The organism is Pseudoduganella lurida (genome assembly GCF_007830455.1).
Taxonomy (GTDB): Bacteria; Pseudomonadota; Gammaproteobacteria; order Burkholderiales; family Burkholderiaceae_D; genus Rugamonas; species Rugamonas lurida.
This window is the reverse complement of the sequence record NZ_VLLB01000011.1, coordinates 135,606-148,999: the sequence shown is the minus strand read 5'-3', so window position 1 is coordinate 148,999 and position 13,394 is coordinate 135,606. Positions and strand designations below refer to the sequence as shown.

11 protein-coding genes and 1 tRNA gene are annotated in these 13,394 nt (G+C 66.8%); 2 read left to right on the top strand and 10 right to left on the bottom strand.

Translation table 11 applies throughout. The features are described from left to right. Positions 1-13: 13 nt before the first annotated feature. The 4 genes from IP91_RS23325 to IP91_RS23310 form a co-directional block, all read right to left on the bottom strand. Positions 14-283 carry a hypothetical protein gene (locus IP91_RS23325; RefSeq protein WP_145652497.1) on the bottom strand — a complete coding sequence of 90 codons (270 nt, stop codon included), beginning with the start codon at positions 281-283 and terminating at the stop codon, positions 14-16. Positions 284-382: 99 nt separating this feature from the next. Beyond that, the gene (locus IP91_RS23320; RefSeq protein WP_145652495.1) at positions 383-565 is read right to left on the bottom strand and encodes a DUF3606 domain-containing protein; all 183 of its coding nucleotides are present in this window, start codon (positions 563-565) and stop codon (positions 383-385) included. A 168-nt stretch (positions 566-733) separates the two neighbouring features. Beyond that, positions 734-2,731, bottom strand: a complete 1,998-nt coding sequence (locus IP91_RS23315) for a TonB-dependent receptor (protein WP_145652493.1) — start codon at positions 2,729-2,731, stop codon at positions 734-736. 82 nt (positions 2,732-2,813) lie between these two features. Then, positions 2,814-3,149, bottom strand: a complete 336-nt coding sequence (locus IP91_RS23310) for a hypothetical protein (protein ID WP_145652491.1) — start codon at positions 3,147-3,149, stop codon at positions 2,814-2,816. Between the two features lie 313 nt (positions 3,150-3,462). On the opposite strand from IP91_RS23310, the gene IP91_RS23305 reads away from it, so the two are divergent. Next, positions 3,463-3,801 carry a hypothetical protein gene (locus IP91_RS23305; protein ID WP_145652489.1) on the top strand — a complete coding sequence of 113 codons (339 nt, stop codon included), beginning with the start codon at positions 3,463-3,465 and terminating at the stop codon, positions 3,799-3,801. A gap of 40 nt (positions 3,802-3,841) precedes the next feature. Here the strand turns inward: IP91_RS23305 and IP91_RS23300 are convergent. Together IP91_RS23300 and IP91_RS23295 are read right to left on the bottom strand one after the other, a co-directional pair. Beyond that, positions 3,842-3,915, bottom strand: a tRNA-Gly gene (locus IP91_RS23300). A 71-nt stretch (positions 3,916-3,986) separates the two neighbouring features. After that, a complete protein-coding gene (locus IP91_RS23295; RefSeq protein WP_145652487.1) occupies positions 3,987-4,973 on the bottom strand; it encodes a TraB/GumN family protein in 987 nt (328 codons plus the stop codon). A gap of 137 nt (positions 4,974-5,110) precedes the next feature. Between IP91_RS23295 and IP91_RS23290 the strand changes: the two genes are divergently transcribed. Then, a complete protein-coding gene (locus tag IP91_RS23290) occupies positions 5,111-6,301 on the top strand; it encodes a dienelactone hydrolase family protein (protein ID WP_145652485.1) in 1,191 nt (396 codons plus the stop codon). Positions 6,302-6,356: 55 nt separating this feature from the next. Here the strand turns inward: IP91_RS23290 and IP91_RS23285 are convergent, their stop codons facing one another. The 4 genes from IP91_RS23285 to IP91_RS23270 all read right to left on the bottom strand — a co-directional run bounded on the left by IP91_RS23285 (position 6,357) and on the right by IP91_RS23270 (position 13,286). Further along, the gene (locus tag IP91_RS23285) at positions 6,357-7,163 is read right to left on the bottom strand and encodes a flagellin N-terminal helical domain-containing protein (RefSeq protein WP_145652483.1); all 807 of its coding nucleotides are present in this window, start codon (positions 7,161-7,163) and stop codon (positions 6,357-6,359) included. Between the two features lie 154 nt (positions 7,164-7,317). Then, positions 7,318-8,973, bottom strand: coding sequence for a tetratricopeptide repeat protein (locus IP91_RS23280; RefSeq protein ID WP_145652480.1), 1,656 nt, complete (start codon positions 8,971-8,973; stop codon positions 7,318-7,320). A gap of 6 nt (positions 8,974-8,979) precedes the next feature. Further along, a complete protein-coding gene (locus tag IP91_RS23275) occupies positions 8,980-11,184 on the bottom strand; it encodes a putative bifunctional diguanylate cyclase/phosphodiesterase (RefSeq protein WP_145652478.1) in 2,205 nt (734 codons plus the stop codon). Between the two features lie 2 nt (positions 11,185-11,186). Next, positions 11,187-13,286: an HDOD domain-containing protein gene (locus IP91_RS23270; RefSeq protein ID WP_145652476.1), complete on the bottom strand. Its 2,100-nt coding sequence runs from the start codon at positions 13,284-13,286 to the stop codon at positions 11,187-11,189. Between the last annotated feature and the right edge of the window lie 108 nt (positions 13,287-13,394).

The following is a 13,394-nucleotide window of genomic DNA, read 5'->3' as shown; positions in this document are numbered from 1 at the left end:
AAAAACGCCGCCCTCAGGCGGCGTCCTGCAGCGCCACGCGGATACGTTCTTCCAGGTGGCCGCCATCGATCAGTTCACGCGCCAGGGCGCGCGCCTCGATCTCGGCCGCATGTTCGCGCTTGAACACGGCCGGCGTTTCGATGAGGATGGGCGGTGCGAAATCACGGCCCGTATAGCGGTGTGCCTTGACGAGAATCTGGCCCCGGTAACGTCCTCCCTCTACCGGTTCTTCCGCGACCTCGACACTGTAGACATACCCCTTAACCCAGATATCTTCGGTCATTTGCTCAGGCCTGATGAAAGGCGGGCATGCTAGCACGCACGGTCCGGCCCGCGCGCACGCTTGCCGTCGGGCCATATCGACCGTTGCGGGAGTGGCCGGTCAAGCCTCCTTGCCCAGGTGCTTGCGCACGGCGGAGACGGCCGGACCGGCGGCCTTGACGGCGTCGCGCAGCTGGTCTTCCGTCAGGCCCAGCTCCTTCGTCCAGTAACGCAGTTCCCAGGATTCGTGGACATTGATGCGGCTGCGGTCCTGCGGGCCGCGGTTGGCGAGATTGTCGGACATGGTGCGCTCCTAGTAGCTTGAAAGGCTTTCAGGATCGCGCCCACCAGCGCCCCAGTCCGTTAAGTGACGCACCGTCCACGTAACAATTGACCAACTACTGCTGACGAGCTCGTGTCACAGTGCCTTACCCCACGTGACACGGGCTCGACATTAATACCTGGATAAGGCCTAGAACTTGGCGCGCACGCCGAACACGAAGCTGCGACCCGGCAGCGGCGCGATGTCCTTCAGCACGGAGGTCGACAGCCGGATCTCGTCGTTCAGCAGGTTCTTCGCCAGCAGGAACCAGGTCAGGTCGTTGCTGCCGACCTTCTGCGTGTACGACAGGTTGGCGTTGAGCTGGTTGTAGCTCTCCGTGGGCGTGTCCTCGAAGGAGGCGAGGCGGTCCTGGCCGCGGCCGTGCACCAGCGACAGGCCCGTGCGCAGCGCATCCATGCGGTAGCCGACCGAGGCACCGATGCGGTCCGCCGGCTGCAGCGGCAGGCTGCCGGCGCCATCGAGCTTGCCGCGCGACGTGTCGGCAAACAGGCGGCCCGACCAGCCGGCGCCCGTCTCGTTGTACGTCAGCTCGGCTTCGGCACCGCGGACCGTGGCGTTGGCCTGCTCGAAGATGCGCTCGCGCAGCGCGTCTCCCGGGTTGCCCTCTTCGTCCAGCAGGTTGCCGGTGATGTTCCCGTAGATGAAGTCCTTGAACTTGTTGCGGTACACATTGGCCTTCCAGCGCACCAGCCCCGTGGTCTTCTGCACCGACAGTTCCACATTGCGCGAACGCTCCTTGTCGAAGTCCGGATTCCCGACATCGAAGGTGGCCGTGGCGTCGTGCGGGCCGGCCGAGTACAGCTCCTCGGTGGCGGGCGCGCGCTCGGCGTACGAGAACGTCAGGCCGGCCGCATAGCCCTGCATGAACGGCCACTGCGCGCCGACCGAGCCGGATTTCAGGTCGAACGAGCGGTCCAGCCCCGTCACCGGTTCGCGCTTCACATGCTCCAGGCGGCCGCCGGCGGACAGGCGCACCGGTCCCACGTCCTTTTCCTCGACGAGGAAGCCGGCCTGCGACGTGGAATGCGTGACCGGCACCGTGTCCGCGCCGCCTTCCGCGGAGAGGGCCGAGAAGTTGGTGTTCTCGGTCTGGATGCCGAAGGTGCCGCGCCAGCCGGCCAGCGGCAGGTGCGACATCTCCAGGCGCGTCTCGGTCGAGCGGTTCCTGAAGATCACTTCCGGCGCATCGTCCTCGCCCAGTTCGGCGTGTTCGTAGCTGGTGTAGCCGGCCTTGAACTTCAGGTTCTCGAAGCCCGTGAACGGCGCCTTCACGAGGCCCTCGATGTCGTAGCGGGTCTGCTTCTGGTCGATCTTCGAGCCTTCGTCGCTGGGGATGCCGTACAGGTTGGTCAGCCGCGAGACGGAGGCGCCGACATAGCCCCAGTCCTCGACATACGAAGCGCCGAGGCCGAGATTGCGCTCGCGCGTGCCGGAGTTGGCCAGGCGTCCCGAACCCGAATCCGGGTCGCCGATCACGCGCGTGCCGGGGATCTTGTAGTCGTCCGCCTCGCGCCAGTTGCCGTCCGCATGCAGCGCGAACCTGCCGACCGAGCCGTCGATGGTACCGGAAGTATTCCTGCCCGTATCCACGGTGCTGTAGCGCGCCTCGACCTGGCCCGTGACTATCGGCTCGAGCGTGGTGGGAATGCGCTCGTTGACGACGTTGACCAGGCCGCCGATCGCGCCGGAGCCGTACAGCAGCGCCGCCGGTCCCCGCAGGATTTCGATCTGGTGCGCGACAGCCCCTTCGGCCGACACGGCGTGGTCGTTCGACAGGCCGGAGACATCGGAGACGGCCATGCCGTTCTCCAGCATCTTCACGCGCGGGCCTTCCATGCCGCGGATGATCGGGCGCGATGCGCCGGCGCCGAACGCGGACGCGGACACGCCCAGTTCCTGCGACAGCGTCTCGCCCAGCGAGCTGCCGGCCTTGTCGCGCAGCTCGTCGCCCTGCAGCACTTTCGCCGGCGTGAGGATCTGGTCGCTCTCGCCGGTGCGGAACGGGTTGGCGGTCACGACGACCTTCGGCACCACCGGATCGGTCGTGGTGATGGTGGACTGGGCGAATGCGGCGGACGACAGGGCGGCCAGGATCGCGCTGGCGAGCAGCGTGCGTTGCGTGTTCATGTACTAAACCTCGATAGATGGAATGACGAGCCACCGCCGCGCATCGTGCGCAGCGGTTGATGGATTACGGTGGAACGGCAGGTCAGGCCCGAGGCGGGGCGCGCGGCTGGAAGTGGCAGACCGGCTGCAGGCAGGCCGGTGCGGTGAAGATGGAATCGAGAAGAACGTATTCGGGGCGGACCGCCTTGATGCCCCAGGTGGGCAATCCCAGCGCGAAGGCCAGCTGGGAGGCGGAGAGACACTGGCCGCACAGGTGATCGGCGGCGGGCGCCTTGGGTGAGCCATCGTCATTCGTGTCGAGCTGGACCTGCTGCGGTCCCGGGTTCGGCACGTGCGTATAGCCGTGCGACAGCGCCAGCTGCTGGGAAACCAGCAACAGCAGCGACAGCAGCAGTTGGACTATCGGACGTGAAAACATCGCGGACGTGGGCGCTCGGTGACGATGGCTGGCTCTTTGCGAAAGCCGGAAACGCGGATTATAAAGGATTTGGTTTTGCAGAAGTCCCCTTTGCCATTGATCGGGGCCGATGCTCCGGCCAGATAACGGAAACTTTTTCCGGCTGGCGCAGTCTCATGTCATTGCATTGCCGACATGAAAGTGTCGGCAGGTGCGCCAATCCTGTGGCGGGCACGAGACAGGAAAGGTTAAATGCTTCCACGCAATATCGACCGGGACTATAATCGATTGTAACAGTTGGTATTATAAATAATGAAACTATGCGGAGACGGCGATGAACAGCAAGGCTCTCGGGACGACGGCATTTGCCGACTCCCACGTAGTAATGTCCTCTGATGGCAACACCGGGCACCGTGGCCTGCTTGCCAGGCTGAGCGATGCAATGGGCTTGACCGCCCTCCTCCAGCTGCCCGCCGACAGCACGGCCGCAGCGACCGGCGCTCCGGCCCCCCTGGTGCTGGAAGAAAAATTCTTTGCAAAAGAAGCCGAGGCCGAAGCTTACGCGGCCCTGCTCGTCAGCCATGGCTACCGGACAACGGTGGCACAGAGCGCCTATGACTACATCTGGTCGGTAGAAGTGTACGCCGCTGACGACGACGCGCCGGGCAACTGAGCGGGCTCCGAAGCCATGCGTCGAAGGACGCGGCCCGAAATGGAGCGGGTGAAGGGGATCGAACCCTCGTCTTAAGCTTGGGAAGCTCCTGCTCTACCATTGAGCTACACCCGCGTGGTGGAAGACTGCCCGTGCATTCTATGCGCTCCTGCTGATCGTTACAACTCCGCGCCTGTCGAAGCCCGTCAATCCGGGTGCTCCACCTTGTATCCCCGCGCCTGCAACGCGGCGAACATGCCGTCCTCCGCCAGGATCTGCTTAATGGGCAGCATCGCCACGGTGGACTTGTTGGCGATCAGCGCCGTCTCCACGGCCACGATCCACTTCTCGCGGATGCGGTTCTCCATGTCCCGGAAGCCGTGTTCCTGCAGCGCCGTGTTTTCCATGAAGGCGCGGCTGCAGTCGGCGGCCTGGTCCTGGTAGCCCAGCTTGCGGATCGTGTCGATGTCGCCCTTTGCCCAGGCGTTGGCGCGCAGGCGCACCGTGTCGAGGTCCGTCTCCAGCCGCTCGATCGTTCTGGTGAAGCACGGCAGGTCCGCCAGCTGCTGCTTCTTGAATTCGCGCAGCGCCTTGACCGGGCTGTCCACGTCGAGCGTGACGGTGGCGGAGGTGATCTTCAGCTTGTTCTTCTTTGCCAGTGCCAGCATCTGCTCGCGCAGGTCGACCGCCCGCGTCAGCCCGGACTGGCGCAGCGCCTTGTCGTACAGCGCGCCTGCAGCGAAGACGGGCCGTTCCTTCTCGATGCCGCTGTCCTCGCCGATGTACTTCTTCTTCAGCGCCAGCCAGCGTTCGTAGGTATCCGCTGGTACGACCTCGCGCAGTTTCTCGCCGTTCGGATTGTTCTTCGCACCGATCGCGAACGGCAGCAGCGTGATGCCGCGCAGGATGCCGACCGAGTAGTTCGCGCCCGGCTCGGTGAGGAATTCCTGCGACTGCGCCATCACCGCTTCCACCTGCTGCGAGCGCCATTCCATCGCCTTCGGCAGCGGGCCGTAGGAGCCGAACACCCACATCACGTGGTCGCCCCTGGTGACCTTCCACATGCCCGGTCCCGGCTTCTGGCCGACGACCAGCACCTGTTCCGGCGGCGTCTCCGGTGCATCGGCCAGCGCACTGCCGGCAAGGAGGGACAGGCACAACATCGGCACAACGTGACGCATCGTTCGGGACATCGCGGCTCCTGGTGGTTTGCGGTCGACAGCAGTAAAACAGCGGTGAAAACCGCAACATCGTATGGCAATTTACGCAATGAATCCAGCCCCGCGTTGCATGGCAAAATAGCAGGCTTACGAGAAGATCAGGAGACCCCATGCCGCGTGCCATTCCATCGTCCCACCGACTCACTGCCGCCCTGCTCGCGGCGCTGCTGGCCACCGGCGCCAACGCGGCCGATGCACCCACCGGCGTTCAATACGAGGCGCCCGGCGTCGTCGATGGCATGCCCGCGTTCTCGGCGGCGCTGAAGGACAAGCTCACCTTTCCGCTGGCGTGGAATCCGCAAGTGAAGGACCTGAAGGCCTGGCGCGACAAGGGCCGCGCGAAAGTGTGGGAGCTCACGATGCAGGAGCGCGATGCCACGCCGTTCAACGCGCAGGTGCTGTCGCAGCAGGACCGCGGCAGCTACGTGGCCAGGGAGCTGGTGTTCAACCTGACCGGCATGAGCCGCGTGCGTGCACTGCTGCTGGTGCCGAAGGCGGCGGGCAAACATCCTGCCGCGCTGATGCTGCACGACCATGGCGGGCGCTTCGACATCGGCAAGGAAAAGGCCATCGAGCCGCTGAACGACGAGGTCAAGCACGCGTCCAGCAAGGGGTGGGCGGACAAGCATTTCACCGGTCGCTGGCCCGGCGATGCGCTGGCGAAGCGGGGCTACGTGGTGCTGGCGACGGATGCCGTCGGCTGGGGCGACCGCGGTCCCCTCACCGGCGAGCAGCAGCAGGCGCTGTCGGCCAACTTCCTGAACCTGGGCAGCACGATGGCCGGCAATATGGCGCTGGAGGATGTGCGCGCCGCCGCCTTCCTCGCTTCGCTGCCGGAGGTCGACACCAAGCGCGTGGCGGCGATCGGCTTCTCGATGGGTGCGTTCCGCGCCTGGCAGCTGGCCGCGCTGTCGGACGACGTGACCGCCTTCGTCGCAGTCAGCTGGATGGCCACACTGAAGGGCCTGATGGTCCCCGGCAGCAACCAGCTGCGCGGCGGCTCTTCGTACCAGATGCTGCATCCCGGCCTGGTGAAGTGGCTCGATTATCCGGACGTGGCCAGCCTGGCCGCGCCGAAGCCGGGCATCTTCTTCAGCGGCGAGACGGACAAGCTGTTCCCGGTCGGCCCCACGCGCGATGCGTACGCGAAGATGGCGAAGGTGTGGGCGGCCTGGGGCGCTGCGGACAAATTCGAGACGCACCTGCGCCCCGGCGGCCACGAGTTCCCGGCCGAAGTGCAGGACCAGGCCTATGACTTCCTCGACCGGCAGTTCGGCCGCGCGGGAGCGGCTGGCCGCTAGCGCAGCTGCCCCGCCGCCGGCCTGGCGCCGGTGTCCTCCTCGGATCCGTGGAACGCTAGCGCAGCAGCGTCAGGATCTGGTTGGGCATCGAGTTCGCCTGCGCCAGCATCGCCGACGCGGCCTGCTGCAGGATCTGGCTGCGCGTCAGGGTGGCCGCTTCGGCGGCGTAATCCGTGTCGAGGATGCGCGAGCGCGCGTCGGACAGGTTGGTAAATGCATTCGACGCATTGTCGTAGGCGCGGCCGAGGCGGTTCTGCATGGCGCCCAGGCTGGCGCGCTGCAGGTTGAAGAAATCAAGCTTGCCGTCGATGTACTTCAGCGCCGCGGTGGCGCCGGCATGGCTGCCCATGTCGATGTCTTCTTCCTGCGCGGTGAACATCGCGGCGATATGAATCGGAATGACGTCGCCGGCGCGCTCGCTGGCCTGGATCGATCCGTGGAAGCTGCCATCGAGCAGCGCGATACCGTTGAAGCGCGTGACCGCCACGATGCGGCGGTTTTCCTTTACCAGCTCGTTCGTCTCCTGCTGGATGGCGTCGCGGTCGGAGGCATTATTGGTGTCGTTGGCGGCCTGCACGGCCAGCTCGCGGATGCGCTGGAAATTGTCGCCCAGCTGGCCGATGGCGCTTTCCGCCGTCTGCGTCAGCGAGATGCCGTCGTTGAGGTTGCGGCCCGCCTGCGTGAGGCCGCGCAGGCGCGACGTCATGCGGTCCGAGATGGCCAGGCCGGCGGCATCGTCCTTCGCCGAATTGATGCGCAGGCCGCTGGAGAGGCGCTGCAGGACGGTCGTCGTGTCCGCCCCGGCCCGTGCCAGCGCGCGCTGCGCGAACAGCGAATTCACGTTGGTTAAAGTTATGGCCATGGCGGCACCTGTCTGCTGGGAAGGACGGGAAACGTCCCCTACTCAGCATTAACGGCCGAACATTGCCGAACTTCATCTCAAATTGTCACACGGCATCAAATATATTGCCGAGTCCGTGTCCACCTTGGGGTCAACCCCGTTTTCGGACACGAACTCAACCGCTAGCGCCGCCCGCACCAGCGATTACGGCTGAGGCCGTGTCCGATTTTGGGGTTGACCCCAAGGTGGACACGGGCTGGGCAGTTGCGGGCTGGACGCTGGGCAGCCGGGCGGCGGCGTCGCGCAGGTAGCGGGCGGCGCCGGGTTCGTCGGCGCGGGCGGCGAGCTGCAGCCACTGGTGGGCCTGCGCCATGTCGCGCGGGGTGCCCTGGCCGGCGAAGTACATCAGGCCCACGTTCAGCTGGGCGCGGGAGTGGCCCTGCAGGGCGGCTTTCAGGTACCAGCCGAACGCCAGGGCGAAGTCGCGCGGGATGCCCAGGCCATTGTCGTAACGGAGCGCCAGCGTGAACTGGGCCAGCGCGTGGCCCCCCTCGGCCGCCTTGCGGTACCAGCCGTTGGCCTGCAGGACGTCCGGGGCGGGACCGTCGTCGCGGTCGTGCAGCTGGCCCAGGTTGTACTGGGCCGGCGTGTAGTCCTGGTCGGCGGCGCGGCGGTACCAGTGCAGCGCTTCGTGCAGGTCCACCGGCATGGCCTCGCCCGCACACTGTCCCGTCTCGCAGCGCAGGGCCAGGTCGAACTGGGCGCGCAGATGCCCCTGGCCGGCAGCCTTGCGGTACCAGGCCAGCACTTCGGCAGCATCGCGCGGCACGCCATTGCCCGCTTCATGGAGCTGGCCCAGCTGGTATTGCGCGGACGGGAAGTCCTGCTCGGCCGCCTTCAGGTACCAGTGCGCAGCCGCGGCCATGTCGCGCGGCGTGCCCTGCCCCAGTTCGCAGCGCTGGCCGAGGTTGTGCTGGGCGGCCGCATGGCCCTGTTCGGCCGCGCGGCGGTACCACCCGGTGGCCTGCGCTTCGTCGCGCAATGCCGCCGGCCCGTTGTCGAGGACCAGGGCCAGGTTGAACTGCGAGCTGACATGGTTCTGCTGCGCGGCGGCGCGGTACCAGTGCACGGCCTGCGCGGCATCGGCCTCGATGGCATCGCCCTTGTCGTAACGCAGCGCGAGATTGAACTGGGCCGGCGCGTGCCCCTGTTCTGCCGCGCGGCGGAACCACATGACGGCCTGCTGCGGGTCGCGCGCCACGCCCTGCCCGCTGTCGTAGCGCAGCGCCAGGTTGAACTGGGCGCGCGCATAGCCCTGCTCGGCGGCCTTGCGGTACCAGGCGCCGGCCTGCACCACGTCCTGCGGCACGCCCTTGCCCGTGTCGTACATCATGGCGAGATTGTTCTGCGCGCCGGCATCGCCCTGCTCGGCGGCCAGCTCGAACCAGTGGCGCGCCTGGGCCGGATCGGCGGCGATGCCCTGGCCCTTCGCATACAGCCAGCCCAGGTTGTACTGGGCGGCGGCATAGCCCTGCTGCGCGGCGAGGCGGTACCAGTGCGCCGCCTCGGCCAGGTCCGCATCGACGCCCAGGCCCTTCTGGTACATCACGCCCAGGTTGTACTGCGCGTGCGCCAGGCCCGCATTGGCCGCCTGCCGGTACCAGGCCAGCGCCAGCTCGTAGCTCTGCGGGACGCCGTCGCCATTGAAGTACAGGAAGCCCAGGCTGTGCTGGGCTGCCGCCACGCCGCCTTCGGCCTGCGCCTTGATCTTCAGGAATTGCGCGGAATAGGTGGCGGCGCGGCCCGCGGCCGCCGGACGTTGGCCCCCCATCGCGCCTTACGCCCGCGCCGCGTGGATGTTCGCCGCCGGCTCGCGCCCCTGCAGTTCGAGCAGCGTCTGCGCCTGCGCGCGCAGCACGTCGAGGAAGGAGGCCAGCGAGATCGGCCGGTGATACAGGTAGCCCTGCATCGTGGTGCAGCCGTTCGCCTCCAGGTAGCGCGCCTGCGTGCCCGTCTCCACCCCTTCCGCCACCAGGTGCAGGCCCAGGCCGCGTGCGATGGAGATGATCGCCAGGATCACCGGGTAGTGGCCGTTCTCGTCGTGGATCTCCTTGACGAAGCTCTGGTCGATCTTGATGGTATGGATCGGGAAGCGGTGCAGGTAGGCGAGCGACGAGTAGCCGGTGCCGAAATCGTCGATCGCCACCGACACGCCCAGCTGGCACAGCTTGTTGAGCTGGTCGATCGCGTACTGCGGATTGCGGATGCAGATGTTCTCGGTGATCTCCACCTCGATCTGCGCCGGCGAGATGCCGTAGCGGGTCAGCGCGCCGCGCATCTTCTCGAAGAAATCGCCGCGGTCCAGGTATTGCGGCGACAGGTTCAGGGACAGGCGGATCGCATCGCCGCCGGCCTGGTTCCACAGCAGCACGTCGCGGCACAGCGCATCGAGCATCCAGTCCGACAGCGGCAGCATCAGGCCGTTCTCCTCGGCGAACGGCAGGAACTCGCCGGCCGACAGCAGGCCGCGCTGCGGATGGTTCCAGCGCATCAGCCCTTCCGCGCCGATGATGCGGCCGGTGGCCACGTCCACCTGTGGCTGGTAGTACATCTCCAGCTCGCCGTTCTCCAGCGCGCGGCGCAGCGCCTGCTCCAGCGCGATCTTCTGGTGCGAGATGTCCAGCATGGAATCGTGGTAGAACGCGTGGCCGTTCTTGCCCAGCGCCTTCACCTGGTACATGGCGATGTCCGCATGGCGCAGCAGCTCGTCGATGTTCTCGCCGTCGTTCGGATACACGGCAATGCCGATCGAAGCTGAGATATGCACGATGTGCCCATCGAGGTCGAACGGCTTCTGCAACGTTTCCAGGAACTTGTCGGCAATTGCCTTGGCGTCGCTGCGGTCGCGCAGTTCCGGCAGCACGATGGTGAATTCGTCGCCGCCCTGGCGCGCCAGCGTGTCGCCGCGGCGCAGGCAGTCCTTCAGGCGCTGCGCGGCCTGCTGCAGCAGCTCGTCGCCCTTCACGTGGCCCAGCGTGTCGTTGACCAGTTTGAAACGGTCCAGGTCGACGAACATCACGGCCAGCTCGGTTTCCTTGCGCTTGGCCTGGATCACGGCCAGGCCCAGTCGGTCCTTGAACAGCATGCGGTTCGGCAGGTCCGTCAGGATGTCGTGGTAGGCCTGGTAGGAGATCATCTCCTCGGCGCGCTTGCGGTCGGTGATGTCCCGCGCCACGCCGTAAGTCCCGAGCAAGGCACTGGTCTGCCCTTCCATCCCCAGCGCCTTCAGAGGAATCGTCATCAGCGTGTTGTTGAACGTGCGGTCGCTGCCCACGCTGCCGGTCTTGCACTTCAGGCGCAGTTCCACGCTGCGCGAGGCACGCGGCTCGCCGTGCTTGAACGCGTAGCGGGCCGGGTTCAGGTCCTCGTCATGCACCAGCATCGTGTAGTGGCGGCCGAGCAGCTCCTCGCGCGCATAGCCCAGCACCTGGTAGGCGCGGTCGTTGATGAACGTGAAGTTGCCGTCGTGGTCCAGCGTGTAGATGATGTCCGGCGAGCTGTCCACCAGGTAGCGGTACATCTTCTCGGAGTTTTCCAGGCGCTCGGCGATCGACTGGTTGTCGACGGCCAGGCGGCGCTGCTGCAGCGCGTTCTCCACCGTCTTGAGCAGTTCCTCGCGGCTGTACGGCTTGCGCAGGTAGTCGTAGGCGCCGCGCTTGAGGGCGCCGATCGCCGCCTCGATGCCGACTTCACCGCTCATCACGATCACGTCGCAGTCCATCGCCTTCGCGTTGATGATGTCCATGATCTCGTGGCCGCTCATGTCCGGCAGGCGCAGGTCGAGCAGCACCAGGTCGAAGCGCTGGCGGTCCAGCTCCTCCAGCGCCTCGACGCCGCAGGTGGCCGTCACCAGCTGGTACTGGCGGTCGCGCAGCAGCTCGTACAGCGAGGAGAGCAGCCGCGGCTCGTCGTCCACCAGCAGCAGGCGTGGCAGGAAGGGGGGCAGGAAGTCGGGCTGGCCCGGATCGTTCGTCACGTTCATCGTTAAGCTTCCATCACGCGCGCGGCCGGTACCGCGAGCTGGCTGTTGCTGCCGCGCGCCGGCAGCAGGATCTCGAAGCTGGTGCCATCCTTGCCGCTGCGGCAGGTGATCAGTCCGTTCAGTTGTTGCACCAGGCCGTGGACGATCGACAGTCCCAGCCCGTGGTGCTTGCCTTCCTTGGCGCTCTTCACCTCCGCGAACAGGTTCGCCAGCACGGCCGGCGCAAGGCCCGGGCCGTTGTCGCTGACGACCAGTTCCACGAACAGCTTGCGGTCGCGGTTCACGTGGCCGCGGTTGGCGATCTCGATGCGGCCGCCATCGGGCATCGCCTCGATCGAATTCTTGACGAGGTTGACGAGGATCTGCTTGAGCAGGTCCGCGTCGCCGTCGATGTCGTTCGGCTGCTCCTGCATGCGCACCAGCACCTGGATCGACGCGGGAATGAAGCCGGTGGCGCGGAACAGGCGCAGCACGTCGTCCACCACGCGCGCCAGGTTCGCGGACTGCGCACCACCCGGCCCCGGATCGCTTGGCTGCAGGTCGGCCAGGCCGTTGATCAGGTGGCCCACGCGGTCGATCTCCTCGTTCAGGATCGACATCTCGGAGACCACCGGCTCGCGGCGCGCCAGCTTGTCGTCCAGTACGGACAGGTAGTTCTTGATGATCGACAGCGGGTTGTTCACCTCGTGCACCACGCGGCGCGATGCCTCGCGGTATTCCTGCGTGACGTGGGCGATGCGGCGCTGCGCCTGGCCCCGTTCGGCGAACACGGTGGCCAGCGCGGTGGCGGCCTGGCCGGCAAACGCCTGCAGGAAGCGTTCGCGCTTGTCCAGCATCGGCAGCTGCCAGGCGGCCACGCCGGCCACCAGCACGCCGCCGCAGCGCTGGCCGGCCACCAGCGGCAGGCACACCATCGCCTCGCCGCCGAGGAGGCGCAGCAGCTGTTCCTCGGCGATCGACAGGGCCAGGTCGCCACGCGCGACGAAGGCCGGCTTGCGGCTGCCGGCGGCATCGGCGATGAAGCCGCGGCGGTCCAGCGCGATCGTGAAGCCGGCCAGGCGGTGCTGCTGCGCGCCGGACGGCACGCCCACCAGCGCCGTGCCGTTCGGGTCTTCCAGCAGCGCTACCGTGGTGCCGAAATCGAACAGGATGCGCGCCGACCGCGTGACGACGGCCAGCAGCGCCGCCTCGTCCTGCTGGCGCGCGAACGTCTGCCCCACTTCGGCCACCAGCATCAGGTTGCGCATCTCTTCCTGCAGGCGCGCCTGCACGGCATCGATGGTGGGCGGCATGGTGGCGGGCGGTTGCACGATATCGTCCGCGCCGGCCAGGTCGATGCCCAGGTGCTCGGCGGAGCGCTGCACCTGGCGCGCGGCGGACTTGAGCACCGCATCGGCTTCCACGCGCGTGACGCCGCACAGCGCCACGCCGGCGAGGATCGATTCTTCCTGGTCGGGGTGGTACACCAGCAGGTGCGCCAGGCGTACCACGCGGATCAGCGGATGGGCGCCTTCCAGCCGCGCCACCGGCTCATGGTGATACAGCACGCTGTCGGCCAGGAAGGAATCGAGGTGCCAGCGTTCGATCAGCCAGGCGCCCGCCTCGGTGTGGGTAATCTGCAACGTGCGCTGTTCGACGGCGCACAGGTCGTCGTCGTCGCGCGCCATGAAATTGGTGGCGTAGTCGCGCGGCGCGGTGGCCAGCAGCGCCAGGCGGCCGACATTGTGCAGCAGGCCGGCCAGGTAGGCCTCTTCCACATGCGGGTAGTCCATCAGCCGGGCCAGGTCGCGCGCCACCACGGCCGTGCCCAGCGACTGCTTCCAGAAGGCGCGCAGGTCGGTGCTGCCCGCGTGCGGGAAATTGTTAAATGTCTGGAACACGGACTCGCTGATCACCAGCGTCTTGATCATGTCCGTGCCGAGGGCCACGAGGGCCTGTTCGAGGCCGGCGGTGCGCTGGGGGCGGTGGTAGGCGGAGCTGTTGGCGACGGTCAGGATCTTGCCCGTCATGCCGGCATCCTTGGCGATCAACGCGGCCAGTTCCGGCATGCCGGCGTCGTCTGCCTGCAACAGTTCGATCAGCTTGACGAGAATCTGCGGCATGGCCGGCAGCCTCGCGATCAGCAAGCGGTTGCGAATGTCGTGGTCTGGTTGATGCATCGTGTGAGGCTACGCCGCCGTTACGTCTTCCCGGAAACAGGCGGTCCTGCC